The 25,514-nt window shown below is 73.1% G+C and carries 27 protein-coding genes; 8 read left to right on the top strand and 19 right to left on the bottom strand.

Going from position 1 to position 25,514, the window contains the following annotated elements; genetic code table 11:
- Positions 1-68: 68 nt before the first annotated feature.
- Complete coding sequence (locus H4W31_RS22285) at positions 69-1,052, top strand: aldo/keto reductase (protein ID WP_192768423.1); 984 nt, start codon at positions 69-71, stop codon at positions 1,050-1,052.
- 162 nt (positions 1,053-1,214) lie between these two features.
- Positions 1,215-1,418: a hypothetical protein gene (locus H4W31_RS22280; RefSeq protein WP_192768422.1), complete on the top strand. Its 204-nt coding sequence runs from the start codon at positions 1,215-1,217 to the stop codon at positions 1,416-1,418.
- Between the two features lie 94 nt (positions 1,419-1,512).
- Here H4W31_RS22280 and H4W31_RS22275 read toward each other — a convergent pair whose 3' ends face one another.
- From H4W31_RS22275 to H4W31_RS22235, 9 genes are all read right to left on the bottom strand, one after another.
- A complete protein-coding gene (locus tag H4W31_RS22275) occupies positions 1,513-1,716 on the bottom strand; it encodes a cold-shock protein (RefSeq protein ID WP_007075740.1) in 204 nt (67 codons plus the stop codon).
- A 272-nt stretch (positions 1,717-1,988) separates the two neighbouring features.
- Positions 1,989-3,629, bottom strand: a complete 1,641-nt coding sequence (locus tag H4W31_RS22270; protein ID WP_318783344.1) for an MFS transporter — start codon at positions 3,627-3,629, stop codon at positions 1,989-1,991.
- Complete coding sequence (locus H4W31_RS22265; protein ID WP_192768421.1) at positions 3,619-4,320, bottom strand: LppX_LprAFG lipoprotein; 702 nt, start codon at positions 4,318-4,320, stop codon at positions 3,619-3,621. The genes H4W31_RS22270 and H4W31_RS22265 overlap by 11 nt, the downstream gene beginning before the upstream one ends.
- A gap of 90 nt (positions 4,321-4,410) precedes the next feature.
- Complete coding sequence (locus H4W31_RS22260; protein ID WP_192768420.1) at positions 4,411-4,683, bottom strand: DUF4235 domain-containing protein; 273 nt, start codon at positions 4,681-4,683, stop codon at positions 4,411-4,413.
- The gene (locus H4W31_RS22255) at positions 4,680-4,991 is read right to left on the bottom strand and encodes a DUF3618 domain-containing protein (protein ID WP_192768419.1); all 312 of its coding nucleotides are present in this window, start codon (positions 4,989-4,991) and stop codon (positions 4,680-4,682) included. Before H4W31_RS22255 ends, H4W31_RS22260 begins: the two co-directional genes overlap by 4 nt.
- On the bottom strand, positions 4,988-5,422 hold the full coding sequence (locus H4W31_RS22250) for a phage holin family protein (protein ID WP_192768418.1): 435 nt from the start codon (positions 5,420-5,422) through the stop codon (positions 4,988-4,990). Before H4W31_RS22250 ends, H4W31_RS22255 begins: the two co-directional genes overlap by 4 nt.
- 387 nt (positions 5,423-5,809) lie before the next feature.
- Positions 5,810-7,039, bottom strand: a complete 1,230-nt coding sequence (locus H4W31_RS22245) for a mechanosensitive ion channel family protein (RefSeq protein WP_192768417.1) — start codon at positions 7,037-7,039, stop codon at positions 5,810-5,812.
- 132 nt (positions 7,040-7,171) lie between these two features.
- Positions 7,172-7,993 (bottom strand): DUF1206 domain-containing protein, encoded by an 822-nt coding sequence (locus H4W31_RS22240; protein WP_192768416.1) that lies wholly within the window; start codon positions 7,991-7,993, stop codon positions 7,172-7,174.
- Between the two features lie 114 nt (positions 7,994-8,107).
- On the bottom strand, positions 8,108-8,467 hold the full coding sequence (locus tag H4W31_RS22235; RefSeq protein ID WP_192768415.1) for a hypothetical protein: 360 nt from the start codon (positions 8,465-8,467) through the stop codon (positions 8,108-8,110).
- A gap of 75 nt (positions 8,468-8,542) precedes the next feature.
- Between H4W31_RS22235 and H4W31_RS22230 the strand changes: the two genes are divergently transcribed.
- From H4W31_RS22230 to H4W31_RS22220, 3 genes are all read left to right on the top strand, one after another.
- A complete protein-coding gene (locus H4W31_RS22230; protein WP_192768414.1) occupies positions 8,543-9,796 on the top strand; it encodes a cysteine desulfurase-like protein in 1,254 nt (417 codons plus the stop codon).
- On the top strand, positions 9,793-10,077 hold the full coding sequence (locus H4W31_RS22225; protein WP_192768413.1) for a GNAT family N-acetyltransferase: 285 nt from the start codon (positions 9,793-9,795) through the stop codon (positions 10,075-10,077). Before H4W31_RS22230 ends, H4W31_RS22225 begins: the two co-directional genes overlap by 4 nt.
- Positions 10,078-10,189: 112 nt before the next feature.
- Positions 10,190-11,221, top strand: a complete 1,032-nt coding sequence (locus H4W31_RS22220; protein ID WP_404825726.1) for a PQQ-dependent sugar dehydrogenase — start codon at positions 10,190-10,192, stop codon at positions 11,219-11,221.
- Positions 11,222-11,318: 97 nt separating this feature from the next.
- Here H4W31_RS22220 and H4W31_RS22215 read toward each other — a convergent pair whose 3' ends face one another.
- The gene (locus tag H4W31_RS22215; protein WP_192768411.1) at positions 11,319-12,110 is read right to left on the bottom strand and encodes a DUF6042 family protein; all 792 of its coding nucleotides are present in this window, start codon (positions 12,108-12,110) and stop codon (positions 11,319-11,321) included.
- An 84-nt stretch (positions 12,111-12,194) separates the two neighbouring features.
- Entirely contained in the window at positions 12,195-13,712 is a 1,518-nt protein-coding gene (locus tag H4W31_RS22210) for a glycoside hydrolase family 3 protein (protein ID WP_192768410.1), read from the bottom strand.
- A gap of 140 nt (positions 13,713-13,852) precedes the next feature.
- Here H4W31_RS22210 and H4W31_RS22205 point away from each other — a divergent pair, with 140 nt between their 5' ends.
- Positions 13,853-14,029 (top strand): hypothetical protein, encoded by a 177-nt coding sequence (locus H4W31_RS22205; RefSeq protein WP_192772829.1) that lies wholly within the window; start codon positions 13,853-13,855, stop codon positions 14,027-14,029.
- A 381-nt stretch (positions 14,030-14,410) separates the two neighbouring features.
- Here the strand turns inward: H4W31_RS22205 and H4W31_RS22200 are convergent, their stop codons facing one another.
- Positions 14,411-15,049 carry a hypothetical protein gene (locus H4W31_RS22200; protein ID WP_192768409.1) on the bottom strand — a complete coding sequence of 213 codons (639 nt, stop codon included), beginning with the start codon at positions 15,047-15,049 and terminating at the stop codon, positions 14,411-14,413.
- Positions 15,050-15,446: 397 nt separating this feature from the next.
- On the opposite strand from H4W31_RS22200, the gene H4W31_RS22195 reads away from it, so the two are divergent.
- Positions 15,447-17,114, top strand: coding sequence for a RecQ family ATP-dependent DNA helicase (locus H4W31_RS22195; protein ID WP_192768408.1), 1,668 nt, complete (start codon positions 15,447-15,449; stop codon positions 17,112-17,114).
- 124 nt (positions 17,115-17,238) lie between these two features.
- On the top strand, positions 17,239-17,745 hold the full coding sequence (locus H4W31_RS22190) for a hypothetical protein (protein WP_192768407.1): 507 nt from the start codon (positions 17,239-17,241) through the stop codon (positions 17,743-17,745).
- 101 nt (positions 17,746-17,846) lie between these two features.
- On the opposite strand, the gene H4W31_RS22185 is transcribed toward H4W31_RS22190, so the two are convergent.
- From H4W31_RS22185 to H4W31_RS22155, 7 genes are read right to left on the bottom strand one after another with little or no spacing between them, the layout of a single operon-like run.
- Positions 17,847-18,833: a DNA topoisomerase IB gene (locus H4W31_RS22185; protein WP_192768406.1), complete on the bottom strand. Its 987-nt coding sequence runs from the start codon at positions 18,831-18,833 to the stop codon at positions 17,847-17,849.
- Positions 18,817-19,962 (bottom strand): glycosyltransferase family 9 protein, encoded by a 1,146-nt coding sequence (locus H4W31_RS22180; RefSeq protein ID WP_404825611.1) that lies wholly within the window; start codon positions 19,960-19,962, stop codon positions 18,817-18,819. Before H4W31_RS22180 ends, H4W31_RS22185 begins: the two co-directional genes overlap by 17 nt.
- A complete protein-coding gene (locus H4W31_RS22175) occupies positions 19,959-20,678 on the bottom strand; it encodes an SDR family oxidoreductase (RefSeq protein ID WP_192768405.1) in 720 nt (239 codons plus the stop codon). Before H4W31_RS22175 ends, H4W31_RS22180 begins: the two co-directional genes overlap by 4 nt.
- A complete protein-coding gene (locus H4W31_RS22170) occupies positions 20,675-22,561 on the bottom strand; it encodes a PfkB family carbohydrate kinase (protein WP_318783340.1) in 1,887 nt (628 codons plus the stop codon). The genes H4W31_RS22175 and H4W31_RS22170 overlap by 4 nt, the downstream gene beginning before the upstream one ends.
- Positions 22,558-23,334 (bottom strand): D-sedoheptulose-7-phosphate isomerase, encoded by a 777-nt coding sequence (locus H4W31_RS22165; RefSeq protein WP_192768404.1) that lies wholly within the window; start codon positions 23,332-23,334, stop codon positions 22,558-22,560. Before H4W31_RS22165 ends, H4W31_RS22170 begins: the two co-directional genes overlap by 4 nt.
- The gene (locus H4W31_RS22160) at positions 23,334-24,551 is read right to left on the bottom strand and encodes a glycosyltransferase (protein ID WP_192768403.1); all 1,218 of its coding nucleotides are present in this window, start codon (positions 24,549-24,551) and stop codon (positions 23,334-23,336) included. Before H4W31_RS22160 ends, H4W31_RS22165 begins: the two co-directional genes overlap by 1 nt.
- The gene (locus H4W31_RS22155; RefSeq protein WP_192768402.1) at positions 24,536-25,513 is read right to left on the bottom strand and encodes a glycosyltransferase; all 978 of its coding nucleotides are present in this window, start codon (positions 25,511-25,513) and stop codon (positions 24,536-24,538) included. The genes H4W31_RS22160 and H4W31_RS22155 overlap by 16 nt, the downstream gene beginning before the upstream one ends.
- Between the last annotated feature and the right edge of the window lies 1 nt (position 25,514).

Here is a 25,514-nt window from a genome sequence, read left to right as displayed (position 1 = left end):
ATAAGCGGGGGCCCTTCCTTACACCTCCGCCCGGCGGGGTGGTGGGGGGCGGGGCTAGGCTCGCCGACGTGGAAAAGCGCATCTTCGGGCGGTTGGACCGCCAGGTCGGCGTGATCGGGCTCGGTGCCTGGCAACTCGGCGCCGACTGGGGCCAGGTCACCGAGTCCGACGCCCTGGACATCCTGGCCGCCGCCGTCGACGCCGGAGTCACCTTTCTGGACACTGCCGACGTCTACGGCGACGGCCGCAGCGAACAACTGATCGGCCGGTTCCTGCGGGAACGACCGGACGCCGGACTCACCGTCGCCACCAAGATGGGCCGCCGGGTGCCACAGGTGCCCGAGGCGTACGTACTGGACAACTTCCGGGCCTGGACCGACCGGTCCCGCGCCAACCTCGGGATGGACGTACTCGACCTGGTGCAGTTGCACTGTCCACCCACGCCGGTGTTCCACACCGATGCCGTCTTCGACGCCCTGGACACCCTGGTGGCCGAGGAACGCATCGCGGCGTACGGCGTCAGCGTGGAGACCACCGACGAGGCGCTCGCCGCGATCGCCCGGCCCGGCGTCGCCAGCGTGCAGATCATCCTGAACGCGTTGCGGCACAAGCCGATCGAGCGGGTACTGCCCGCCGCCGCCAGCGCCGGAGTCGGCATCATCGCGCGGGTGCCGCTCGCCAGCGGCCTGCTCTCCGGCCGGTACGACGAGAACACCACGTTCCCGAGCGACGACCACCGCAACTACAACCGGCACGGTGCGGCGTTCGACGTCGGCGAGACGTTCTCCGGAGTCGACTACGAGACCGGGCTGCAGGCCGTACGCCGACTCGGCGCGCTGGTGCCGCAGGGGGCCACGATGGCGCAGTTCGCGCTGCGCTGGATCCTCGACCAGCCCGGTGTCACGGTGGTGATTCCGGGCGCCCGCAACACCGGGCAGGCTCGGGCGAACGTCGCCGCCGCCGACTTGGCGCCACTGTCCGCCGAGGCGACCGCCACGGTGAACGCCGTGTACGACGAACTGATCCGGCCGCAGGTGCACGACCGCTGGTAGTCGCCGTACCGCCGTCGCACCGCCGACCGCCACTACTTCCCGTGGCCCGCGCCCGATGTCGCGCGTAGCGTCGGATCGGTTGCGGTCGTTGGGAAAGCGGGATGACGCTGTACCCGATCGGGTCGACGTACCGGATCGGGACGTCGTGGAAAGGAGTGGCGGATGAAGGGTTGGCTTCCGCTCGCGCTCGGCGTGCTCGCCGTCGTCGTCGGCGCCGTGTGGACCCTGCAGGGGCTGGGTCGACTGGGTGGCAGTGCGATGACCGGCGAGACGGTCTGGGCGGTCATCGGGCCGATCGTGGCGTTGGCCGGGTTGGTCCTGCTCGGTCTCGGCCTACGCGCCCGCAGCAGGCGTACGCCGTCCTGAGCCCGGATACGCGTCGAGCCCCGCAGGGGCGCGGGGCTCGACGTGGATCCAAAGGAATCGTAACTCTAGGCCGGCGGGCCGGCCGTCACCGGAATCAGATGGGGCGAACCTGCTCAGCCTGCGGCCCCTTCTGGCCCTGAGCGATCTCGAACTCCACCCGCTGGTTCTCCTCCAGCGTGCGGTAGCCGCTGGTCTGGATGGCCGAGAAGTGGACGAACACGTCAGCACCCCCGCCGTCGACGGTGATGAAGCCGAAGCCCTTGTCTGCGTTGAACCACTTCACGGTTCCCTGCGCCATGTGTATCTCCTTCTAAAACTGGCGGCCGAGCACGCCGTGCGGCCGGTTGGCCGTTTTCGAGCAGCGGCGCCTTGAGTGGCCCCCACGAAGGAGGACATCCCCTCGACCCACGCCATCTCTCAACAGCGTGAGACAGCAAACCACGTACGCAAAAACTTCGCATAGCCTAGCCGACGAAATTCTCCGACATGTGACCTGAGAAGCCGGAAAACGGGGTCCGACGCATCGACGGATCAGTGCGGTCACAGCACCGCCAACCGGGCAAAAACGGATCAGGCAGACGGTTTTCCCGAGGCGTCGCCGGAGGGCGTACGGCCACCCAGGGCCAGCGCCAACACCGCGCCCAACAGGCAGAAGAGGGCCGCACCGGTGAATATCTCCGCGTACTCGACCCGCAACGCCGCGCGTACGGCGTCGGCGTACTCGGCAACCCTGCGTTGGTATTCGGCCCGCTCCACACCGAACGGCAGCGGGGTCACCAGGTCCGCCGTGAGGCGCTGGAACCGATGCAGGCCCCACGCCGTCAACCCGGCGACACCCAGCAGCATCCCCATCATCCGCGCCACCACCAGCGCGGCCGACGCGACGCCGTGCTGCGCCGCCGGAACCGCCCGCAGCACCACGGCACTCAGCGGCGCGATGACCAGTCCCAGACCGAAGCCGGCCAGTACCAGGTCGACGTCGAGCCGGGCCAACCCGACCGGGCCGATCGCGTAGCGGGCCGACAGCGGATCCGCCGGCCAGCCCGCGATCAGCAGGTAGCCGAGCACCGCCAACGCCAGACCACCGACGGTCAGCCCGCGTTCGCCGAGGCGACGGGCGAGCAGTCCACCGACGACCGCACCCACCGGCAGCGCCACCAGGAACCGGGTGAGCAGCAACGCGCCGCCCACCGCGTCGCGGCCGAGCACCGTCTGGGCGAACAGTTGCACGTCCACCAGCGTCACCATCAGCGCCGCGCCGGCCAGTGCGCTGACGCCGAGCGCGACGAGGAACGGCCGCATCCGCACCCCGGTCGGGTCCAGCAGTCGGGTCCGGGACCGGGCCTGCCACAGCAGGAAACCGGCGAACACCGCGACGCCGCCCGCGACGCTGGCCGGGCCCCACGGCGGCAGCAGAGACCGCGCCGGATCGGGGTTGTAGAGGCCGACCACGAGCAGCCCGAGGGCGACCGCCAGCAGAATCCCGCCGACGACGTCGACGCGTTGCCGCGCGGCGGAGGTCCGGTCGCCCGCACCGGGCAGGGTCAGCCGGACCACCACGACCGCGGCGAGCGCGAGCGGAAGGTTCACCCAGAACACCCCGCGCCAACCGACCAGGGCGGCGACCCCGGCACCGTAGAGCGGACCGAGCACGCTGCCGAGTTCCTGTGCCGCGCCGACCAGCCCCAGCGACAGCGCGCGGCGCCGGGCCGTGCCGAGATCGGAGACCAGGGCCATCGTCACCGGCAGCAGGGCGCCACCGGCGAGGCCCTGCAACGCCCGACCGGCGACCAGCAGCGGCATGGTGTCCGCGACCGCGGCCAGCACCGAGCCGGCGGCGAATCCGGCCAGGCAGCACTCGATGACGATCCGTCGACCGTACCTATCGGACAGTCGGGCCAGCAGTGGCATCCCGGCGACGTACCCCAGCAGGTAGCCGGTGACCACCGGGGTGGCCCGTTCGAGCCGGTTCACCGGGACCCGCAGGTCGCCGAGTATCTCCACGAGCAGCGTCACCACCACGTACGCGTCCAGCGCGGCGAGCAGCACCGCCGCGCCGCCGACCCCGATCGCGACCCGGCCACCGGTCCTGCCCGGCGTCGGCGCGCCCTCCGTCGGCGCGGTATCGGCCGGCGCGGTATCGGCCGGCGGCACCTCGCCGCCCGGTGACACCGCCGGTGCTCCGCCAGGTGCGGCGGAGTCAGGGGACACGGATGGTGACCGGAACGTCGTACTCCGAGAAGGTGACCGTCACGGTGCCGGTCTGGCCGGGCACGGGGAACTGGGCCCGGTGCAGCAGCGGCCGGTCCACGCCGATCCACAGCGTGCCGGTGACGTCCTCGCTGACGCCCGGCACGAGGGTGCCGAGCGCCGAACCCGGCAGCGTTCCCTTGATCCGGTACGTCGGCACGCCGTCGACGGTCTCCCGGCCCTCGGTGGTACCGCTGGACTTGCTGACCAGGTTGGCGACCCCGCGGTCCGGCGAGAGCAGTGCGGTCGGGTCGTAGATCGCCGCGGCGGTCGAGAGCGGTAACTTCTGCCAGCCGCCGGTGAGTCCGTTGACGTGCAACGTGTCGCCCTTCACCACGAACTGGAGTTCGAGCGGCAGGCCGCTCTGCTCGATCCGGGCGGAGCCCTGGGCCTCACCCGTCGCGGTGATCACCCCCTCGGCGGCGCTGATCCCGAGCGACTCGGCCGCACCCTCGGTCGCGATCGCGAACCGGGCGGTCTTCACCGTGGCCAGTTCGGTCGCGGCCGAGCGGAGCAGGCCGGCCGCCTCGGGCAGCGATGTGGAGTTTCCGGCACCGTCGGCCGGGTCGCCGTCGGCACCCCGGTCGGTACAGCCAACGGTTACGGCCAACAGCAGGCTGAGTACACCGGCGAGAGCGAAGGGTCGACGCATACCCGAAGCGTACTCACGACCGGTCGGCCGGCGGCGTTCATCCCGCTGGTCGTGCCGGCCGGAGCCCGGATCGGCGGGCGGTCGCGCCGGTCAGTCGGGCCAGTTACCGGTGAATCGACGGACCCCGATCGCGCCGCCCCGGTCCACGGCGGCCCGGACCACCGCGAAAATGGCACCCTGCAACGCGGCGGCAGCCAGGATCTCGCCCCAGCCCCGGTCCTCGTCAATCGCGTCGGGCGCCTCGCCGTCCCCGGCGGTGAGCTTCCAGACCTGCCGGAACACCGCTCCCGCGGCCACACCCGCCGCCATACCCAACAGGATGCCCACCGGACGGTAGGCAACCTTGCTGACTGTCCTGCTCACCCACGCCTCCCTCGCGCCACCAGTACCACGACCGCCAGAGCCAGCGCCCCGGCGGCAATCACGGCCCAGGACGCCGGATGGCGTAACGCTACCGACCCGGCGTCGTGTACGGAGGACCGGACGGTCGCGGTGGTCTGCCCGGCCCGCTCGCGTACCCGGTCCCGGGTCTGTGCGGCCGACCCCTTGATCCGGGCCTTCACGTCCGCCTTGGCGGCCAACGCCTGCACCGTCTCGCCGAGTTCGGCCCGGGTCTGCCGGATCTCCGCCCGGAGTGCCTCCGGATTGCCCGATCCGTTGCTGCGGTTCATGACGGCTGTCCCCGGTCCCGGACCGCCGAGGCCACCGTACGCACGTCGGCCCGCACACTGTCGGCCGTGGCGCTGGGCATCGGCGGCACCGCCCGGCGTACCTGCCGGCGGCCGACCAGTGCGAGCAGCCCGGCCATCAGGAAGAGCGCCCCGGCCACCACCAGCGCCGCCGCCCAGGCCGGAATCACCAGGGCCAGCGCCAACACACCGGCGGCCACCAGCACGCCGAGTCCGTAGAGCGCCATCGCACCGCCGCCGCCGAAGAGCCCGACCCCGATGCCGGCGTGCCGGCCCTTCTCGGCCAGCTCGATCCGGGCCAGCGCCAGTTCGTCGCGTACCAGTCGCGAGAGCTGCTCGGTCGCTCGTTGCACCAGCTCCGCGGTGGACTGCTCCGTAACCGGTCGAGCGGAATCACGTACGACATCGGCCATGGTGTCCTCCTTCCCGGTCCCTGGGCTGTATGCCCCGGTCGCCCGCCGTTCAATCCTGTTCGTCGGGCCCGACTCGCCCAGGGTGCCCCGACCGCCGTCCGCCGGCCCGGCGGCATCGGGCTGCGGGGCGTCCGGCGCAGCGGCGGGCGGGCACACCGTCGGGCTCCGTTGTCGTTAGTGTCCGCCACCGGCCGGTCCGATGGCGGCCGATCCCGGCAGGTCAACCCGCCAGGGCCGGCCGACGGCGCCATCAGCGCTCCGGCTGGGCGGTTCAGCGCGGCGGGCCGGCTCCCAGCGCGGCGGGACACGCCCCCGCGCGGTAGGGCACGCTCAGCACGGCGGGACACGCCCCCGCGCGGTAGGGCACGCTCAGCACGGCGGGCAGGGTCAACGGGGCGGGGCGTCGACCGGTTCGTCGGGGCCGACGAAGTCGTGGCTCCGGGCCTCGCCGTCGTCGCCGCCGCCGAAGAGCCGGGCGTCGTCGGGCGGCTCGTGCGCCCCGGCCCGGCGATCGGCGGACGGGCGCTCCGGCCGACCGGGTACCGACCCCCGGGGCGCGACCGACTGCCAGGGCAGGGTGCCTTCGGCGTGACCGACCTCGGCCCGCAGCCGGGGCAACGCGGTGGGTCGCTGGTCGCGCAGCCAGCCGACGAGCTGCTCGCGTACCTGACAGCGCAGGTCCCACAGTCTCGGCGCGTCGGCGGCACTGACCAGCGCCCGCAGCCGGACCATGCCACCCACCGCATCGGTGACCTGGAGTACGCAGGTCCGCCCGTCCCACAGCTCGGTGCCCTCCACCAGCCGGCGCAGTTCCTCCCGCATCGCCTGTACGGGCACCGACCAGTCCACCTCGAACTCGGCGGTACCCAGCACAGCGGCCTGGGTACGGGTCCAGTTCTGGAACGGCTTGGTGGTGAAGTACGAGGTGGGCAGGATCAGCCGGCGGTCGTCCCAGATCTGCACCACCACGTAGCTCAGGGTCAGCTCCTCGATCCGCCCCCACTCCCCCTCGACCACCACCACGTCGTCGAGCCGGACCGCGTCGCTGAACGCCAGTTGCAGCCCGGCGATGACGTTGCCGAGCACGCTCTGCGCGGCCAGGGCGGCGACCACGCCGATCACTCCGGCCGAGGCGAGCACGCTGGCGCCGACGCCCCGGACGCTGGGGAAGGTCATCAGCATCACGCCGATGGCCAGCACCACGATGACGGCGATGGTGACCCGGCGCAGCATCACGATCTGGGTCTTGATCCGTCGGGCCTGCCGGTTGTCCGGCACGTCGATCCGGAACCGGGCCAGCGCGGTGTCCTCGCTGACCACCAGCAGGGACGCGACCAGCCAGGCGGTCGTCGCGATGACGGTCAGGACGAGGAAGTGCAGCAGGGTCTGCCGCCAGGCGGTGCCGATGCCGTACTCGGTGCTGAACCGGACGCCGAACTGCACGGCCAGCACGGTCGTGGCCACCTGGAACGGACGGTGCGAGTGCTCGGACAGCTCGCTGAGCAGGATGGACCGCCGACCGAGCCGGCGCACGGTGCGGTGCACCGCCTCCACCACGAGCAGTGCGATCGCCGCCGCGCCCAGCGCGGCGATGATGGTCCACAGATAGCTGTCCACCAATGTTCTTCCTCTCATGCCAAAGCCGGGCGTCGCTTCGGGATGTTCCCGAGCGAGCCCGGCAGGGCGTGCACCGTCTAAGGGATATGTGTGAATAATGCAGAATGCGGCATATCACCCGATCTGTCGATACTAGACCTTGCGGTACCTGGCCTGGACGAAGCAGAACACCCCGAACGCGCCGATGCCGAGGGCCACCAGGGTGAGCAGGATCCCGCCGTACGACTGCTCCCGCAGCGTGTGCAGCGCGCCGTCCAGCCCCCGGGACTGGTCCGGGTCGTAGTTGATCGCGGCGGTCAGCAGCAGCAGCCCGGCGATGCCGTACGCGACACCCTTGGCGGCGTAGCCGGCGACACCGAGTCGACGGGCCACGGTCCGTACCCGGTGATCCATCTCACCGGTCCGCAGATGCCGCTCGAACCGCTTGACGACGCCGTACCAGATCAGCCCGACGCCGAGCGCGGCCAGGCCGAGTCCGGCCAGCCCGACCAGCAGCCGGCCCCCGGAGGAGCCCATCAACTGCTCGGTCAACGCCTGCTGCTTGTCCGCACTGGACGAGTTCGCCTGCTGGACCACCTGGTACGCGGTCCACGCGAAGTAGAAGTAGACGAGGGTACGGCCGGCGGAGGTGAGGCGTTCGAACAACCGCTCCCGACCTCGGTACTCCTGATGCCCGATCGCGGCCTCGAAGGCCTGCCAGATCGCCATCGCGAGCAGGCCGACGCCGATCGCGGCGACCAGGAAGGTGCCCAGCGGCTGTGCCGCCAGGGTCCGCAACGCACCGGACTGGTCACCGTCGTCGGCCGGCCGGCCGAACGCGATCTGCAACGCCAACCAGGCGAAGAGAAGGTGGACGAGCCCGTAACCGACAAAGCCGGCCCGGGCCAGGAGTTCGAGAGATTTGCTGTTGGCGGCGCGGGCTGCGCTGGCTCCGGCGGTGTGAGTCGCTGACATGGCCTTGTCAATGACCGATCGGCATGATTTCCAAACTCCCGGGCCGCCCGGTCGGGGCCGGACCGGGGCGGCGCCGGCCGATGGCCACCGCCGCCCGCGGATCCGGCGGGTCGGCTATCCGGCGTTACGGCCGATCCGGACCACCACCTGGTCCGCGTCCGCGCTCTCGACCGTGGCGTACAGGCCGCCCACCTCGGTCGCCTGCTGGCCGACGGTGAGCGACAACTGCTCGCCGCCCACCTCGATGGTCACCTTGTCGCCGTCGACTCCGATCAGTTTGGCCTCCACGCCCAGGATGCTCGTCCGGGCGTCTACGCCCCGACTGAATTTCACCGTGCAGGCGTCCAGCCCACAGTCGGTGGTGGCGCCCTCGGAACTGCAGCCGGCCAGGACGGCCGCACCGAGGGCCAGGGCGGCGAAGAGGCCGGCGGCGCGACGGACGGGGGTCAGGTGGCGGTACGGGGGAATCGTCACCCGACCAAGGGTACCGGGGGTGATCCAGGCAACTGATCTTTCCGAGCGCGCGGCACCGCGGTTATGGTGCCCGACATGCCGTTCGACATCGCCCGGGTCCGGGCCGCCTACCCCGCTCTCGCCGAGGGATACGCCCATTTCGACGGGGCCGGCGGCACCCAGGTGGCCGCCGGGGTCGTCGAGGCGGTGACGACCACCATGCGTACCGCGGTGGCCAACCTGAGCAGCGCGCACGTTCCCGGCCGACGCTCCGGGGAACTCGTCGCGGCGGCCCGCCAGGCGGTCGCCGACCTGGTCGGGGGGACGCCGGACGGCGTGGTGCTCGGGCCGAGCGCCACCGCGCTCACCTACACCGTGGCCCGGACCCTGAGCCGAAACTGGCGGCCGGGTGACGAGGTGGTGCTCTCCCGACTCGACCACGACGCCAACGTCCGGCCGTGGGTACAGGCTGCCGAGGCCACCGGCGCGGTGGTCCGCTGGGCCGTGTTCGAGCCGGAGACCGGGGAGCTGCCGGCCGCGCAGTACGCCGAACTGGTCGGCCCGCGTACCCGGCTGGTCGCCCTCACCGCCGGCAGCAACGCCATCGGCACGGTGCCGGAGGTGGCCGAGATCGCCGCCATCGCGCACGCGGCCGGCGCGCTCGTCTACGTCGACGGGGTGCACGCCACCCCGCACGGCCCCACCGACCTGCCCACGCTCGGCGCCGACTTCTACGTGACCAGCGCCTACAAGTGGTCCGGCCCGCATCTGGCGGCCGTGATCGCCGACCCGGGCCGGTGGGCGGAACTCCATCCGGCCAAGCTCCTGCCGTCGCCGGACGGGGTACCGGAACGCTTCGAGGCCGGCACGCCGAGCTTCCCGCTGCTGGCCGGGGTGCGGGCCGCCGTCGACCAGCTCGCCGGGCTGGATCCGGCCGCGACCGGCAGCCGCCGCGAACGGGTACTCGCCGGCATGGCCGCCGCGTACGCGCACGAGAAGCGTCTCTTCGACCGGTTGCTGGCCGGCCTTACCGGGCTGCCCGGGGTGACCGTCTACGGCGCGGCCCGGCGCCGCTGCCCGACGGTCTCCTTCCGGCTGGCCGGCCGCTCGCCCGCGGATACCGCCGCGGCCCTGGGCGAGCGGGGCGTCTGCGTCTCGGCCGGCGACTACTACGCCTACGAGTACTTCACGGCGATGGGGCTGCGGGACAGCGGCGGAGCGGTAAGGGCCAGCATCTACCACTACAACACCGAATCGGAGGTCGACCGGCTGCTCACCGAACTCGACCGGCTGATCACCGGCGCGGCCCCGGACACCGCCGGGCTGATGGGTGGAGAATTGCTCCGGTGAACCTCCTGGTCGAAGACAATCCCGCCCGTCGGCGCTTCGAGATCCTCCTGGACGACAGCCTGGCCGGCTTCATCGGCTACCAGGTCGAGTCCGGGACCACCGTGCTCGTCCACACCGAGGTCGACTCCCGGTACGAGGGGCAGGGGGTGGGCAGCGCACTGGCGCGGGGCGCCCTCGACCAGCTCCGCGAGCGGGGTGACCGGGTACGGGTGACCTGCCCCTTCCTGCTCGGGTTCATCGAACGGCACCCCGAGTACGCCTCCGTGGTCACCGACGCCTGATCCCCGCCACGGTCCCGCGTACCGCACGACGGGTCGAGCGGCTACCTTCGTACCCGTGGCGGAGCCGAAAGTACGCACGACGGGCCGAACGGGTCGATTGGTAGCCGTGGCGATCGTGGTGGCCGCGCTGGTAGCCGCCCTGGTCGGTGTCGCGCTGTGGCGGGGTTGGTTCGCCGACCCGTCGGTCTCGGACGCGCCCCGGGCCCGGGCCGGCACGGTGGAGACGGTGGTCGGCGACCTGGCCGCGCCCTGGGGGTTGGCCTTCCTGCCCGACGGATCGGCCCTGGTGACCGAGCGGGACACCAAGCGGATCCTCCAGGTCTCCGGCGCGAGCGCCCGCGAGGTGGCCCGGATCGACGAGGCGGCTCCGTCCGGCGAGGGCGGCCTGCTCGGCATCGCCGTCTCCCCCGACTACGCCCGGGACCGCTGGGTCTACGTCTACTACACCGCTGCCCAGGACAACCGGATCGCCCGGCTCCGCCTGGGTGAACGCCCCGAGCCGCTGCTGACCGGCATCCCCCGGGGCAGCCGGACGCACAACGGCGGCCGGCTGGCCTTCGGACCCGACGGGATGCTCTACGCGGGCACCGGCGACGCGGGGCAGCGCGACGCGTCGCAGGACCGGAACAGCCTGGCCGGCAAGATCCTCCGGATGACCCGGGACGGCCAGCCGGCACCCGGAAACCCGTTCGGCTCGCTGGTCTACAGCTACGGCCACCGCAACGTCCAGGGCCTGGGCTGGGACTCCGGCGGCACCATGTACGCCTCCGAGTTCGGGCAGAACCACTACGACGAGCTGAACCGGATCTCGGCCGGCGGCAACTACGGCTGGCCGGAGGTCGAGGGCGAGTCCGAGGATTCCCGGTTCGTGGCGCCCCTCGCGACCTGGGGCACCGACGAGGCATCGCCCAGCGGTATCGCCGTGGTCGGCGACCGGGTCTGGATGGCCTGCCTACGCGGGCAGCGGCTCTACCGGATCGGCACCGACGGGCGGAACCCGGAGGCGCTGCTGAACGACGAGTACGGCCGGTTGCGGCACGTCGCCACCGCCCCGGACGGATCGCTGTGGGTGCTCACCTCCAACCGCGACGGCCGCGGCTCACCGGACGACGGCGATGACCGGATCCTGCGCCTGGTGCCCTGACACCCGGACCGCCCGACCCCCGGACGGATCAGACCGCTCGGCTCCCCGGCGATCAGACCCCGGGGGCCGGTCGGGCAGACCGGGTGCCCCGGACGGATCAGACGGCGTGCTCCGGCGCGGGTAGCTCGGTGAACGGGAACCGGAGCCGGAAGTCCGGCCACGGGACGGTGAGCCGCAGGGCGTCGTCGCCCCGGTCCGCGTCCACCCGCAGATCCGCGATCTCACCGAGATCGGCGAGGGACCGCCGGGCCTGCTCGACGGTGACTCCGGCGTTGCCCGCCAGGCTGGCCAGGCTGGTGCTGACCACCCGGCGGCGCCAACGCCGACGGGTCCGCAGGGCGAGCCGGCGTACCGCGATGGCCACCAGGACGGCCTGGTCGTCCCGCTGGGCCCGGGCCTCCAACTCCTGTTCCTCGGGTGAGAGCGGCAGCACGTCCAGCGGGTCGCGGTCCAGCCGGGGCAGCACCCACGGATCGTCGACACCGTCCCCGGCCCGGCCGTCGTCGGCGAGTTCGAACAGCCCGAACCCGGCCAGGCAGAGCAGCAGCTCACCGACGGTGTGCGGGACGGGCAGCCCGCTTCGCCGACACATCTCGGCGAACAACTCGATCCGGGTCGCCCGTACCCGCACCATCCAGGCGTAGTGCTGGCGTGCGTGCAGTTCGGCGTCGTCGGCGTCACGTCCGACGCGACGCCGCCGGGCCCGGTCCACCCACTCGTCGACACTGCCGGGGTCGCACCATGCCGAACCGTCCCAGGGCACCACGCTGGTCCACGCCGAGCGGCGGAACCGGGACTGCCCGGGAACCACGGTGAGGTAGACGAAAGCGCAGGGTAGCCACCGGATCCAGGACGGCTTGAGGGCGGCCCGCTGCCAGCGAGGGGTCACCGGACGAACGATACCGCGACTCGGCGTACACGTGGGGGCACCCATGGTTACCCCAGTGGTACGGATCGTACGGCGATCGTCCGATCAGGACCTTCCGGCGAGCACTTCCGCCACGGCCTGCCCGGCCGCCCGGGAGGCGCCGTACGTCGCCAGGTGGACCCGACCCGCGACGATGGAGGGTACGCCGAGTTCCACCACGACAGCCTCCGGCCGGCTCGCCAGGATCCGGCGTACCGCGGCACCCATCCAGGCGTGCCGGTGCAGATCCCGGACGACGAGTACCAGCGGTCGCCCGTCCGCCGTCGCAGACGCGTCGGCCGGCAGCTCGCCGTCCTCGCCGAGATCCTCGGCGGCCAGTCGTACGGTGGTGGTGCCGGGCAGCAACGCGGCGAGCGGCGCACCCACCCCCCACGGGGTCTCGGCGCCGATCGCGATGTTGCGCGGCGGCTCGAACTCCACCACGTGCGCGGGGCCGGTCAGCGGCAGACCGGTCGCCCCCGTGGCGGCGGTCAGCCGGACCGCCCGGCGGGCGGCGGCCAGGCCGAGCGCGGATCCCGCCGGACCGGAGCCGGTCCAGGCCGGCAATCCCGCGCGGGCCGCGGCGCCCCACTCGGCCAGCAGGCCGACCCGCTTGGCGGCCTCGACCAGCCGTTCCTCGGGCAGCACGCCGGTGGTCACCGCCTCGACGATCGCGTCCCGCAGTCGCAGGGCGTCCGCCTCGGCCGCGTGCTCGCCGCCGACACAGATCGCGTCGGCACCGGCGACCAGGGCCCGCACGGTCGCCCCGGCGAAGCCGTACCGGTCGGCGACCGCCCGCATCTCGATGCCGTCGGTGATCACGACTCCCTGGAAGCCCAGCTCGTCGCGGAGCAGGTCGGTCAGCACCCGCCGGCTCAGGGTCGCCGGCCACTCGTCGTCGATCGCCGGGACCAGCAGGTGGCCGGTCATCACCGCCTGCACCCCGGCGTCGATCGCGGCCCGGAACGGCGGCAGCTCACAGGCGTCGAGCCGGGCCCGGGAGACCCCGATCCGGGGTACGTCGAGATGCGAGTCGACGCTGGTGTCCCCGTGTCCCGGAAAGTGCTTGGCACAGGCGGCGACCCCGGCGGCCTGCAGTCCACGGACCCAGGCGGCGGTGTGCCGGGCGACCAGCTCGGGGTCGGCCCCGAAGGACCGTACGCCGATGACCGGATTGTCGGGGTTGGCGTTGACGTCGGCGTCGGGCGCGTAGTTCAGGGTGATCCCGGCGGCGGCCAGTTCGGCCCCGAGGTCCCGGGCGACCGCCTCGGTCAGCTCGGGATCGTCGATCGCGCCGAGCGCCAGGTTGCCGGGCCGGGAGCTGCCGCGTCCGGACTCGAGCCGGGTGACGTCGCCGGCCTCCTCGTCGATCGCCACCAGCACGTCCGACTTCTCAGCCCGCATCATCGCGGTGAGCGCGGTGACCTGTTCGGCGTCCACCACGTTGCGGGCGAACAGCACCACCCCGCCGAGTCCCTCACCGAGCCACCGGCGCACCCAGTCCGGTGGTCGGGTGGTTCCCACGAAGCCCGGCTGAAGTACCGCCGCCGCCAGGCTGGACAGGTTGTCCGTCGATCCGCTCATCCCGCCGGTTCCCCCGAATCTACAGTGGACAGCCACCGCCCCGGTCGCGGCGGGTGCTGCCATGGTCACACCAGCTCAGCAAATAGTCAATAAACCTTCCTATTAACCGGAACGTGGCCCCGACGTGCGAGAGTGCAGGGATGGAGCCCAGTACCTCGCCGGCCCGGCAGCACCTCGCCGAGTTGCCGTACCGCCTCCTCGCCGCCGAGGACACGAGCTGGTACGACATCCCGGCCGTCCGGCTCCTCGGAGTGGTCCTCGGCACCCTGCTCCTGATCGCGGCCCTCCGGTCGATGTTCGGTCGCGGCGGCCGTTAGCCGACGAGCCGCAACCCGGCCCCGTACGTCGGATTTCCGATAGGCGCATTCTTCCTGACCATTGGCATTGATGCCTATCGTGATGAGAAATTCCGGAAATGGCGACGGAACACACCTGCCGACCCGACCGGTGGCTTGTCGATCTGCATTGGAGCGTCGATGGGGCGGCTCAGCACTCCACCCGTACCCGAGGGACCCATCCGCGAGTTCTACCAACGCCTGCACGAGCTGCACTCCGCGGCGGGCCGACCGAGCATGCGGGCGCTGCAACGGCGTACCCGTACCCCGCGACGTCCCCGGGGAATCAACTCGACGTCGATCCACACCGCCTTCGCCCGCCCCCGGCTGCCCGAATGGGAACTGGTCTCCGAAATCGTGCGACTACTCGACGGCGATCCCGCCGAATTCGCCGAACTGTGGCAGCGGGCCCGCCACCGGGAACTCCACGCCGTCGGTTCGACGCCGTCGGTCCGGCCGGCGCCGGCCGGGCACCCCGGGACGGCCGGCGAGCACGTCCCGCACCGCCGGCCCGCCCCGGGTACCGGCACCGGCACCGGCACCGGCACCACCCTCGACGGCCCGGGCGGCCCGGAGGACGGATCCGGCGGCGGGTCGGGGATCTGCGGCGTCGCGGCTCCCGGCGGGTTGCCTACGGACGTGTTCCCGTTCACGGCGCGAGACCGGCAACTGGCGGAACTCGACGCCCTGCTCGGCGCCGGCAACCCGATCGAGAAGACGATGATCGCGGCGCTGACCGGCCCGGCCGGGGTGGGCAAGACCGCGCTCGCCGTGCACTGGGCGCACCGGACCGCCGACCGGTTCCCGGACGGACGCCTCTACGTGGACCTGCGCGGCTACGATCCCGATCCGCCGATCCGCCCCACCGACGCCCTCGCCGGCTTCCTCGGTGCGCTCGGCGAGGACGCCGCGACCCTGCCCGCCGCACTGGCCGGACGGGCCGCCCGGTTCCGGACCCTGCTCGCCGGGCGACGGATGCTGGTCGTCCTGGACAACGCCCACTCCGTGGACCAGGTACGCCCGCTGCTACCCGGATCCGGCCGGTGCCGGACGCTCGTCACCAGCCGGGACGGCCTCGCGGGCCTGGTCGCCCGGTACGGCGTCCGCCGGCTCGACCTCGACCCGCTGTCCCCGGACACCGCGCCCGACCTGCTGCGGCCACTGATCGGAGACCGGCCACTGATCGGAGACCGGCCACTGATCGGAGACCGACTCGTGATCGGAGACCGACTCGCCGCCGCCGAACCCGCCACGGCCGACGGCGAGCGGGGACCGACGGCGCGATCGCCGCCGCCGTACCCGAAGGGGCCCGGACGGGATCAGGCTGAGCCTCCGGCGGACCGCACCCGGACCGGCCCTCCGTTTCGGTTCTCCGGCCCCGGGGTACCTCCGGCCTCCGATGAAGCTGCCACCTCTGCACGCCACCCGGCTCCGCCGCGCCGCCCGGCATCGGTTCGGCTGGCGGAAGCTGCGCCCCGACCAGCTCGCCGCGATGCGGGCGGTGATGAAGCGCCGGGACACCCTCGTGGTGCTGCCGACCGGAGCCGGCAAGTCCGCCGTCTACCAGGTGCCGGCGACGCTGCTGCCCGGCCCGACGGTGGTGATCTCGCCACTGCTGGCCCTGCAACAGGACCAGATAGCCGCGCTCAACGACCGCGACCGGCCGGAACTTCGCGCGGTCCGGATCAGTTCGGCCGAGAGCCCCGCACAGCAGGCCGCCGCGTTGGAGGACATCCGGCAGGGTCGGGCGCGGTTCCTGTTCACCACCCCGGAGCAGCTCAGCAACCCGGACCGGCTCACCGAGGTACGCGCGCTGCGCCCGGCCCTGGTCGCGGTCGACGAGGCGCACTGCATCTCCGCCTGGGGGCACGACTTCCGCCCCGACTACCTGGCGCTGGGACATCTGATCCGAGGACTGGGCCGGCCACCGGTGGTCGCGCTGACCGCCACCGCCTCGCCGCCGGTCCGCGACGACATCATCGCCCGGCTCGGCCTGCACAAGCCCCGGGTGGTGGTCGCCGGACTGGACCGCGCCAACCTGTTCCTGGAGGTGGCGAACTGCGCCACCGAGGACTACCGGTGGCGGCGGCTGATCACGTTGTTGGGCGCCGAGGAGCGGCCCGGAATCGTCTACGTGCCGACCCGACGGGCCGCCGAGGAACTCTCCGCCCGACTCACCACCGCCGGCTTCGCGGCCGAGTTCTACCACGGCGGCATGCCGGCCGGTGCCCGCGAGGAACTGCACGAGAGGTTCCTCGCCGACCAGGTACCGGTGATGGTCGCCACCTCGGCGTTCGGGATGGGCATCGACAAGCCGAACATCCGCTGGGTGGTACACATGGCACTGCCCGACGCCCCGGACAGCTACCTACAGGAGATCGGCCGGGCCGGTCGGGACGGCGAGCAGGCCCGGGCGCTGCTGCTGTGGCGGGCCGAGGACGTCGGCCTCCGCCGCTACTTCACCGGCGGCGCACCGGACCCCGACGAGCTGCGCGACCTCGCCGCCCTGCTCCGCAGCGGCCCGCTGAGCAGGACAGCGCTGCGCGAGCGTACCGGCCTCGGTGCCCGCAAGCTCGGACAACTCGTCGCGCTGCTCGAACAGGTCGGCGCGGCGACCACACTGCCCAACCACCGGCTCGACAGCCCGCAGTACGCCCCACAACCCGTCGACGCGGCCACGGCGGCGCTGGCCGAGGCGGAACGGCAGCAGACCGTACAGCGGTCCCGTACCGACATGATGCGTGCCTTCGCCGAGACCCGGAGTTGCCGGGGACAGACCCTGCTCGCGTACTTCGGTGAGCAGATGCCCCGGCCCTGCGGGCACTGCGACAACTGCCATGCCGGCGACGGCGTTCCGGGCGACGGCGGGACCACCGCCGCCGGGCGGGACCCGGACGACACACCGTTCCCGGTGCACAGCTCCGTACGGCACCCGGAGTGGGGCTCCGGCCTGGTCCTCGGCTACGAGGCGGACAAGATGACGGTGCTCTTCGACGAGGTGGGGTACAAGACCCTCTCCGTACCGGTCGTCAGCGAGCAGGGCCTGCTCGTTCCGGCCGGCGACTGATCTAGCGTGTGCGGACGAACGTCGTCCGACCCTGTTGTCCCGACCGCCTCCGGCGATTCGGTTTGCAGTACGGCACGTCGTGCCGTGGGATGTGATGGTTTGCCATCTGTGAAGGGAGGTTGCCGTGACCGAGCAACCGCTGTATGCAACCGAGTTCGGTTTTTCCGACGACGAGTGGGGTCTGCTCGTCGGTTTGCCGCAGTCGGTGCTGACCGCGGCCAGTGCCGCGGAGTCGGACGGCAGCCGCCGGACCAGGACGGAGAACGCCGCCGGACTGGAGACCATCGCGGCCGGCCGCGAGTCGGCCAGTCCGCTCGTCGCCGCCGTTGCCGGTGAGCTGATCGGCCGGGTCGGCGACCCGGAGGCGGGCGAGGAACTGCCGGCGATCGAGCCGGCCGATCCGAGGGCGCTGATCGCCGACGTGCTCGACCGGGCCGGGAAGGCGTCGACGCTGCTGACCAACCGGGTCTCCGAGGGCGAGGCCGGGGCGTACCGGCACTGGCTGCTCTCGGTCGCCGAGCAGGTGGTGACCGCGGCGTCGACCGGCGGTCTGCTGGGCCTGGGCGGCGACGAGGTGACCGAGTCCGAGCGCCGGTTCCGCGACGAACTGTCCCACGTGCTCAACGACTGAACGAACCGCGGTGGACGGGCCGGGCCGCACCGTGATCCACGCCTGCGGCCCGTGCCCGAACCGTCCGGTCGTCCCGTCGACGGGGCGGAGCGGGCGCCGGGTCACCGATTCGTGCGCAGCAGCTGAAGCACGGCTGCCTCGGCGTTCCGCCGGTCCGAGGCCGGGTCGGCGTCGAGGACCACGCCGTCGTGGTAGAGATCGACCACCCTCGGATGCACGTAGGAGGCTCGGGCCACGGTCGGGGTGTTGCCCAGCAGCCCGGCCACCTCGCGCATCGCCGCCGCCACCGTACGTCGCCGTCCGGTGGTCGAACGTTGCGGACCGCTGCCCGCCAACCAGGTGGCGGCCAGCACGGTGGCGTGCCAGGTACGGAAGTCCTTGGCCGTCATCTCGCCCCCGCTCGCGCTCCGCAGGTAGTCGTTGACCTCGTCGCTGCGGACGTCCCGCCAGCACCGCCCGTCCCAGTAGCCGAACAGCCGCTGCGCACTGCGCCGACGTTGACGCAGGTCACGCAGTACCCGGCAGACCTGGGCGTCGTCGATCCGCCGCACCTGCGCGATGCCACCCTTGGCCGGGAACTCGAACACCACCGCCCCCTGCCGGGTCCGGGTGTGCTCGGGTCGCAGCGTCGCCACCCCGAACGTCGGGTCGTCGCCGGCCGCGTACTGGTCGCTGCCGATCCGGAAGGTTCCCATGTCGAGCAGGCTGGCCACCGTCGCCAGCACCCGGGGCCGGCCCAGGCCCCGGCCGGCCAGGTCGGCGCCGATGCGCTCGCGCAGGATCGGCAGCCGGGTGGCCACCTCCAGTACGTGGTCGAACTTCGCCTGGTCCCGCCGGAGCCGCCAGGTCGGGTGGTAGAGGTACTGCCGCCGCCCCGCCGCGTCGGTGCCGATCGCCTGGATGTGTCCCGTCGGATGAGGGCAGATCCAGACGTCCTTCCAGGCCGGTGGGATCACCAGGTCACGGAGCCGGGTCAGCTCGTCCCGGTCCCGGATCGGCCGGCCATCGGTGTCCAGGAAGCTCACGCCGCGACCGTGCCGACGCCGCCCGTACCCCGGGGCCGACAGGTCGCTACGTCGTAGCCGCACCGCAGCTCCGTCCCGCCCGCTCCACCTCGCCCGCCACCGTCAACACCTCGTCCACCTCGATCGCCGCCAACGCTGGGTGGATCCCCGCCCAGTCGCCTCCGGCACCCTCCGACGCCGGCCCGGCCGTAACGGCCGGGTGGATCCGGGCCCAGTCGCCCCCGGCACCCTCCGACGCCGGCCCAGCCGTAACGGCCGGGTGGATCCGGGCCCAGTCGCCCCCGGCACCCTCCGACGCCGGCCCAGCCGTAACAGCCGGGTGAACCCGGGTCGAGTTGGTTTCGGCGTCGGCCGACGTCGGACCGGTGAGGGTGGCGTGCAGTGCGCGGTGCCACGGGCGGTCCGGTGGCGGCCCCCACAGCTCCGGTCGGACGGGTCCGAACAGAACGACGGAGGGGGCCCGATAGGCGGTCGCGAGGTGGGCGATCCCGGTGTCCGTACTGACCACCAGGCGGGCGTGCGCGACCACGGCGGCCAACTCCAGCAGGTCGAGTCGACCGGCCAGCACGGCGGTGTTCGGCAGGCCGGCTCCGGCGACGACCCGCTCCGCCAGGTCCCGCTCGTCCGACGAGCCCGTCACCACCACCCGGTGCCCGGTCCGGGCCAGCTCCCGGGCCAGGGACGCGAACCGCCCCGGCGACCAGCGGCGCGCGGTGCCCTTGCCGCCCGGATGCAGCACGGTCACCCCGACCGGTACCCGACGGGGCGCCGGACGTCGCAGGTCCAGGTCGTCCGGGTCGGCTCGAACGCCGTACCAGCTCAGCAGCCGGCACCAGCGGTGCACCTCGTGCTCGTCATGCCTCCACTGTGGACCGTCGAGGTGCCCGGCCTCGGCGCACTCGAAGGCGCAGAGTCGTTCCGGGTCGGCGGAGTCGAGCAGTTGATGCGACTGCGGCCCCCGCCCGTGCAGGTTGACCGCCCAGTACGGTGCCGGCCCGGCCCAGTGGACCGGGTCCAGCCCGTTCGCGGGAATGACGTTGTCGACGTCGCCGATCAGCTCCGCCAGCGGGGTCAGCCAGTCCGGCGCGGCGATCGACAGGGTGTGCCCGGGGAACGCGGCGCGCAACCCGCGCAGCGCCGGAACCGCCGTCGCCAGGTCGCCCACTCCGAGCGCACGCAGCACCAGGATCACGGATAGGACGATTCCCGGTCGGCGCAGACCACCATCTCCCGGATCGCACATCCGGGCGGTTGGCGCAGCGCGAACAGTACGGCCGAGGCCACGTCGGCCGGCTCGTTGAGTACGGCGTCGGCGCCGGGACGGTACTGCGCGTCGCGCTCGTCGAAGAACGCCGTACGCATGCCGCCCGGCACCAGCAGCGTCACCCCGACCTGCCCGGCGAGCTCGGCGGCGAGGGCCCGGGTGAAGCCCACCACCCCGAACTTGGCCGCGCAGTAGGCGGTGGCGTCCCCGACCGCCTTCACGCCCAGGGTCGAGGCGACGGTCACCACCGTGCCGGCCGAGCGCTCCAGGTAGGGCAGCGCGGCCCGGATCACCGCGGCGGTGGCCAACAGGTCGATCGTGACGATCCGCTCCCAGGTCTGCGCCGGTACGTCGCCCAGCCGCCCCGGTACGTCGACACCGGCGGCGGTGACCACGCCGACCAGCCCGCCCGCCTGCTCGGCGAGTTCCCGGGTGGCCGCCTCGGCGGCACGGGTGTCGGCCAGGTCGCATTCGAGCCACGGCACCCCGGCGCTCGGGGCCTGCCGGTCCAGCACGTACGGCCGACCGCCCGCCCCGGCCACCGCGCTCGCCACCGCCGCGCCGAGTCCACTGGCGCCGCCACTGATCAGCACCGCGCCACCGGAGGCGAGGAGATCCCCGGCACCCGCGTCACGGCCGCTCACCGGGGCCGTCCTCCCGGTCGGCCGCCGGCCCGCGCGGCGGCGATCATCTCGCTGGTGGAGCGGCCGTCCAGGTACGGCACCACCACCGTGTTCCCACCCCAGCGGTGCAGGATCTCCGCCTCCGGCAGGTCCGGCCCGTCGGCACCGGTGCCGTAGTCGCCGCCCTTGACCCAGACGTCCGGGCGCAGCCAGGACAGGGCCGCGTGCGGGGTCGACTCGTCGAAGATCAGTACCGCGTCCACGCAACCGAGCGCGGCCAGCAGGCGGGCCCGGTCGGCGTGTCGGACCAACGGCCGGTCCGGCCCCTTCAGTCCGGCCACGCTGTCGTCGGAGTTGACGCAGACCACCAGGCAGTCCCCGAGTTGCCGGGCCGCCTCCAGCGTCGCCACGTGCCCGGCGTGCAGCAGGTCGAAACAGCCGCCCGTCGCCACCACCGTGCCACCGGCGGCCCGGACCCGGGCGACCACGTCACCGGCGGCCCGAGCGCCGATCCGGTCGCTCCAGCCCACCGCCATGACCGGCGCCGCGCCGAACCGAACCGGGGTACCGGTCCGTCCTCGTCCGGATGCCCCGGATTGGGTGCCACCGGCCGGGCCGGGCCGGACCGGGCCGGCCGACGCGGACGCCGCCCCGGCCGGTCGTACCGACCCGGACGCCGGCCTGCCCACCGATCCCGGCGCCGACGCCGACCTGCCCACCGGGTCCGGTCCCGACGCCGACGCGCCCACCGGGTCCGAAGCCGACGTGGGCGCGCCCACCGGGTCCGAAGCCGACCTGGTCGCGGACCCGCCCATCGCCGTCGACCCGCCTCCCGCCGAGGACCCGCTTCCGGTCGTGGACGTGGGCGCCGATCGGCTCAGCGCCGCCGAGCCGCTCACCGCTGCCGGCCCGCTCACCGCTGCCGGCCCGCTCACTGCTGCCGGCCCGCTCACCGAGGCCGGAGCCGAAGCGGGCGCCTTGCCGGCCGGGCGCATCCGCCCTCCGGCCGAGGCCGCCGGCACGGCGGTCGCCACACCGCCGTCGGCCACGTACTCAGAAGCCTCGGCCACCGCCTGCTGCACCGCCTCGGAGACCAGCGCCCCGTCCGCCAGGGCCAGCGTCGCCGCGGCGGCGAACCGGTCGCCGGCGCCGCAGGTGTCACCGTCGGCGCAGGTCGGCGAGGCGACCGCCAGTGGCGTGCCACCGGCGTGCGAGAGCAGCGCGCCCTCGCCGCCGAGGGTCACCGCGACCGCACCGACCCGCCACCGCTGGCGCAGCGCCTGGGCGCACCGCGACGCGATGGCCAGCCGCGAACCGCCGCTCGCCAGCCCGGCCAGCTCCCGTGCCTCCACCTCGTTGGGCGTGGCCAGTCGCACGCCCGGCACCGCCGCCGGGCCCCTCGGGTGTGGGTCCCAGACGATCGGTGCGGTGGTGTTCGCCAGCGCCACCCGCAGGGCCGGCAGTCGAGCCACTCCCCGGCCGTAGTCGCTGACCAGGATCCCCGCCGCGCCGGCCAGCAACTCCAGTACGGCGTCGCTCGGCTCACCGGGTGGCCCGGCCGGTCCACCCCGGTCGTGGCGCAGCAGCACCCGACCCCGGGTCCGCAGCCGGATCTTCTCCGGGGTGGCACCGGGCAGCGGAAGCCCGTATATCTGCACCCCGGCGGCGGTGAGCAGTGAACTCAGCCGCGCTCCCCCCTCGTCGTCGGCCAGCGCCGTGACGAGGGCGACCTCGTACCCGCGCCCGGCGGCGAAGAGTGCGGCCAGCCCCGCCCCACCGGGCCGGTCGACGCTGTTGTTCTCGTCCAGCACCGGGACCGGCGAGTCCGGGCAGAGCCGGTTCACCACGCCCTCCACGTCGCGGTCGAGCAGCGTGTCGCCGACGACCACCAGTTTTCTGGTCACGGCCCCTCCTCGCTCCGGTGAAGGTCCAGCGTTCCCGGTACCCGCAGCACGAGTTCGTCCTCGACGCCGGACGGCCGTACCTGCCCGCTGCCGGAGTGCTCCGGGGCTGGTCCGGAACGTCCCGGCGCCGATCCGGCGTACGGGGTGGCGGCGGGGAGGTGCCGGCCGGTGCCGTACCCGCCGGCCGGGCCGAACAGCACCGGCAGGTACGCGTCGACGTAGGCGCAGAGCACGTGTGCCGAGACCAGGTGCAGCTCCTGCACGACCTGGGTGTCCGGCGAGGGCACCGCGAGGACCTCGGTGCAGGCGTCGGCGAGTGGGTTCGGGGTCGGGCCGGTGAACGCCCAGCAGCGCATCCCCAGTTCCCGGCCGGCGCGCGCGGCCCGGACCAGGTTCGCGCTGCGGCCACTGGTGGACAGGAGCAGCAGGATGTCCCCGGAACGCCCATGTGCCCGTACCTGCCGGGCGAAGACCTCGTCGAAGCCGTAGTCGTTGCCGATCGCGGTCAGCGACGAGGTCTCGGCGCAGAGCGCGATCGCGGACAGTGGTGCCCGGTCGTCGCACAACTTGCCGACCAGCTCGGCGGCCAGGTGCTGGGCCTCGGCCGCGCTGCCACCGTTGCCGGCGACCAGCAGCCGACCACCCCCGGCGAGCAGCCCGGCCAGTTCGTCGCCCCAACGGTCGAGCCGGGCCGCCTCCGTCCGGTACGGCAGCAGCGCCGAGGCGAGCCCGGTGAGGTGACTGTCCAACACGTCGGTCGTCGACCCGGTCATCAGGCGACCACCCCGCTCGGCCGCCGTACCTCGCTGACTGCCGCGTAGACGGCGGCTACCTGGTCGGCGGTCCGGGTCCACGAGTACCAGCGCCGGGCCCGGTCCAGGGCGGCACCGGCGTACGCGAACCGGCGTACCCGGTCGGCCAGCAGGTCCCGGACGGCCGTGCCCAGGGCGGCGGGATCGCGGGGCGGCACCAGATCGCCGGTGCTGCCGTCCACCACCGTGTCGGTGAGGCCGCCGACCGCGGTGCCGATCACCGGTACGCCGCACGCCATCGCCTCCAGCGGGGTGAGCCCGAACGGCTCGTACCAGGGGGCGGCGACGAGCACGTCGGCGGAGCGGTACCAGTAGGGCATCTCCTCGCGCGGCACGGCGCCGATCAGCCGTACCCGGTCGGCGACCCCGACCTCCTCGGCCAGCGCCCGTAGCCGTCGCACCTGCGGGTCGTCGTCGACGTCGCCGGCCGGCGGTCCGCCGACCACCACGCACTCGGCGTCCGGGATCGTGGGCATGGCCCGGATCAGGTCCTGGTAGCCCTTGCGCTCGACCAGCCGGCCCACGGTCAGGATCCGGGGCCGGCCCGGTACCCGGGGCACGGCCGGACCGTCGGGCGAGAAGGTCTCGTCGTTGACCCCGGACGGGATCACCGTCATCCGGGCCTGCGGCACGCCCATCCGGACCAGTTCCCGGACCTCGTCCTGGCTCTGCGCGATGACCCGGTCCACGGCCCGGCCCAGGGCCCGCTCGTAGCCGACCCGCCGGGCCGGACTGGTGTCCATCGCGCCCTGGTGCCGCCGCTTGACGGTGCCCAGCGCGTGATAGGTCTGCACCACCGGGACCCCAGTCTGCCGGCCGGCCGCGATCCCGGCCAGCCCGCTCATCCAGAAGTGCGCGTGGGCCACGTCGGGAATCCAGCCGTCGCCGCGCCACTGTGCGACCAGCCACCGGCTGAAATCCTTCATGTACGGCAACATCTCGTCCTTGGCGATCGGTTCCGGCGGCCCGGCGGGTACGTGTACCACCTCGACGCCGTCGCGCATCCGTACCGCCGTCGGCCCGTCCGAGTCGTCCCGGCGCGTGTAGACCCGGACGTCGTGCCCCGCGTCGGCCAGTGCGGCGGAGAGTTCGGCGACGTGGGTGTTCTGGCCGCCGGCGTCCTCACCGCCGAGCACGGCGAGCGGGCTGGCGTGCTCGGAGATCATCGCGACGCGCATATTTCCTCCTCCAGCAACCGATCCCAGTCCGCCAGGAACCGATCCAGGCCGTAGCGGCCCTGCGCCGCCTCGCGGGCCCGGTCACCGAGCCGGCGGGCGGTCGCCGGCTCCTCGATGAGCCGTCGGGCGGCATCGGTCAGGGTGTCGATCCGGGTGGACAGCGCCCCGGCGTCCGGTGGTACGGCCGCCACCGCCTCGGTCGCGGCGAGGACGACCACCGGCATGCCCATGGCCATCGCCTCGATCAGGCTCAGCCCCAGCGAGGTCCACCGACACAGGTGCAGGTACGCCCGCCGCCGTCCGATCTCCGTCTGCATCCGGCTCTGCGGCAGGTCGTCGTAGACGGTCATCCGGTCGGCCGGCAGCCCCAGCCGGTCCGGCAGTCCGGCCACCCCCATCCCGAAGACGTCGAGCGGAGCGATCTCGGCGAACCGGGGCAACAGGTCGGTCCCGGTCACCCGCCACCGGCGGACCGGCTCGTTGACCACCACCGCGAGCCGGTCCAGTTCTCCGGTGTAGTGCGTGGTCGGCGCCACGATGCCGTGCTCGACCACGGCTGTCCGGGTACCGCCGGTGTCCCAGAACAGCGCGTTGAAGTGCGTGACGTGTGCGATCAGCAGGTCGTCGCGGTCCGCCATCGGATGCCGGCTGTTCGGCACGTCCCCCTGCTTCGGCGTGTTGTGCTCGACGAAAATCGCCGGTACGTCCCGACCGACCCGCCGGCCCAGCCACTCGGTGGCGAGGTCGAGTTCCTCCGGCCGTTGCAGGATCACCAGGTCGATCTCCGCGTCGGCCAACTCCTCCGGGGTCACCTCGTCCACGGTGTCCGGCCACTGGTAGGTACGGGCCCGGCCCCGGCCGTACGGGCCACGGTCCGGGGTGACCGGGACGAGGTACCGGTGCTTGCCGTGCACGAATGCGGTGGTCCAGGACCCGTGCACGTGCCAGAGCAGGATGTTCACG

Source organism: Plantactinospora soyae (genome assembly GCF_014874095.1).
GTDB classification, from domain to species: Bacteria; Actinomycetota; Actinomycetes; order Mycobacteriales; family Micromonosporaceae; genus Plantactinospora; species Plantactinospora soyae.
This window is presented reverse-complemented; position numbering and strand designations above follow the sequence as displayed.

Bases quoted from the DNA above. Each gene is read 5' to 3' on its own strand.
- H4W31_RS22280 (WP_192768422.1), top strand. From the start codon at position 1,215: ATGAAGGGTTGGCTTCCGCTCGCGCTCGGCGTGCTCGCCGTCGTCGTC.
- H4W31_RS22275 (WP_007075740.1), bottom strand. From the start codon at position 1,716: ATGGCGCAGGGAACCGTGAAGTGGTTCAACGCAGACAAGGGCTTCGGC.
- H4W31_RS22265 (WP_192768421.1), bottom strand. From the start codon at position 4,320: ATGCGTCGACCCTTCGCTCTCGCCGGTGTACTCAGCCTGCTGTTGGCC.
- H4W31_RS22255 (WP_192768419.1), bottom strand. From the start codon at position 4,991: ATGAACCGCAGCAACGGATCGGGCAATCCGGAGGCACTCCGGGCGGAG.
- H4W31_RS22250 (WP_192768418.1), bottom strand. From the start codon at position 5,422: ATGGCCGATGTCGTACGTGATTCCGCTCGACCGGTTACGGAGCAGTCC.
- H4W31_RS22240 (WP_192768416.1), bottom strand. From the start codon at position 7,993: ATGTCAGCGACTCACACCGCCGGAGCCAGCGCAGCCCGCGCCGCCAAC.
- H4W31_RS22230 (WP_192768414.1), top strand. From the start codon at position 8,543: ATGCCGTTCGACATCGCCCGGGTCCGGGCCGCCTACCCCGCTCTCGCC.
- H4W31_RS22210 (WP_192768410.1), bottom strand. From the start codon at position 13,712: ATGAGCGGATCGACGGACAACCTGTCCAGCCTGGCGGCGGCGGTACTT.
- H4W31_RS22205 (WP_192772829.1), top strand. From the start codon at position 13,853: ATGGAGCCCAGTACCTCGCCGGCCCGGCAGCACCTCGCCGAGTTGCCG.
- H4W31_RS22195 (WP_192768408.1), top strand. From the start codon at position 15,447: ATGAAGCTGCCACCTCTGCACGCCACCCGGCTCCGCCGCGCCGCCCGG.
- H4W31_RS22165 (WP_192768404.1), bottom strand. From the start codon at position 23,334: ATGACCGGGTCGACGACCGACGTGTTGGACAGTCACCTCACCGGGCTC.
- H4W31_RS22160 (WP_192768403.1), bottom strand. From the start codon at position 24,551: ATGCGCGTCGCGATGATCTCCGAGCACGCCAGCCCGCTCGCCGTGCTC.